At 38.3% G+C, this 1,281-nt stretch carries 1 protein-coding gene; it reads right to left on the bottom strand.

Translation table 11 applies throughout. From position 1 onward, the window contains the following. A partial coding sequence (locus tag C6Y03_RS18985; RefSeq protein WP_106039814.1) for an IS1182 family transposase occupies nt 1-1,179 on the bottom strand: 1,179 nt, incomplete at its 3' end. Nucleotides 1,180-1,281 lie beyond the last annotated feature (102 nt).

Below are 1,281 nucleotides of genomic sequence, written 5' to 3'. Positions count from 1 at the left end.
CTCTTTTCCAGAGGCAGACAGACGATTTTGTCTGATCTTTTCTTTGTGTTCCTCCCATACATGTCTTGAGATCACTTTTTGATGATTTTTCGATCTTGTACAGCTCTCAAGGAAAGGACACGATACGCATTTTTTAGGGTCTGATTTGTAGAACCTATAACCTTTTCGATCAGTTGTCGTATATAATAGCTTCTCGCCATTTGGGCATATGTAGTGATCAGATTCAGAATCATACTGAAATTTCCACTTCTCAAATAATCCTCTTGTTGGATGAAAGCGTCTATGTGCGATGACACCAAAAATATGGCGATCCGATAAACCTTTACAGATTGAGGTTGTCAAATAACCAGAATCAAGGGCAACAGCTTCTACTTGAAAACCAAATCGGGCGATTTGGTGATCCAATCGATCAAGATACGGAATAGAATCATGGATATTGCCGGGCGTGACATGGGCATCTGTGATGATATTGTACTTCATATCCGTTGTACGGTGGTCTAGGTAGAAAAAGCCTTCCGGTTTATTTTCACGATAAAGATAGCCACTCTCAGGGTCAGTCATACTTTGACGAATGTCTTTTTTCGTTTTCACCTCCTCTTTTACCTTTAAGGGCTTTTTTCCGTGTGCCACCCGATCTTCTTGGATCGCTTCTTCTAATTCATTTATATAGTTCTGGGTATCTTGTTCAATCGTTTTTCTCGTATATTTATGTTTATTGGCATTGGCTTTAAGATGAGTTGAATCAGTAAAAAGAACGCGGCCTCCTACCATATCATGATTGATGGCTTGAAGCACAATTTCATCAAAAATATCTTGAAAAATCGTTGTATCTTTGAATCGAGTACGACGATTCCAGCTAATGGTCGAGTGATGAGGAACGGGGTCATTGATGTTCAAACCTAAAAACCATCTATACGCCATGTTATAGTAAATTTCTTTTTCAAGTTGTCTTTCAGAACGGATACCGTACAGGTATCCGATAAACATCATTTTGAACAAAATAAGTGGATCAAGAGAAGGGCGACCTTTATTCTCACTATAATACGGTTTTACTTTATCTACGATAAATGAAAAATCAATGTACTGATCAATTTTACGAAGCAGGTGATCCTCTTCGACCAGTTGATCTAGCAATACAAATTCGGCTTCGTGCTGAGAAGAATTTCTAGTGTGGAACATGAGAAAAACACCTTCCTTAAGTGGGTTTTTCTCTATTATAAAATGAGGAGATGGAAAGTTTAAGGAAAAAATAAAGCTGTCGAGATTTTCTCGACAGCCTGA

The sequence above is a fragment of the Bacillus sp. LNXM65 genome (assembly GCF_002998575.1).
Lineage (GTDB): Bacteria > Bacillota > Bacilli > Bacillales > Bacillaceae > Bacillus.
This window is presented reverse-complemented; position numbering and strand designations above follow the sequence as displayed.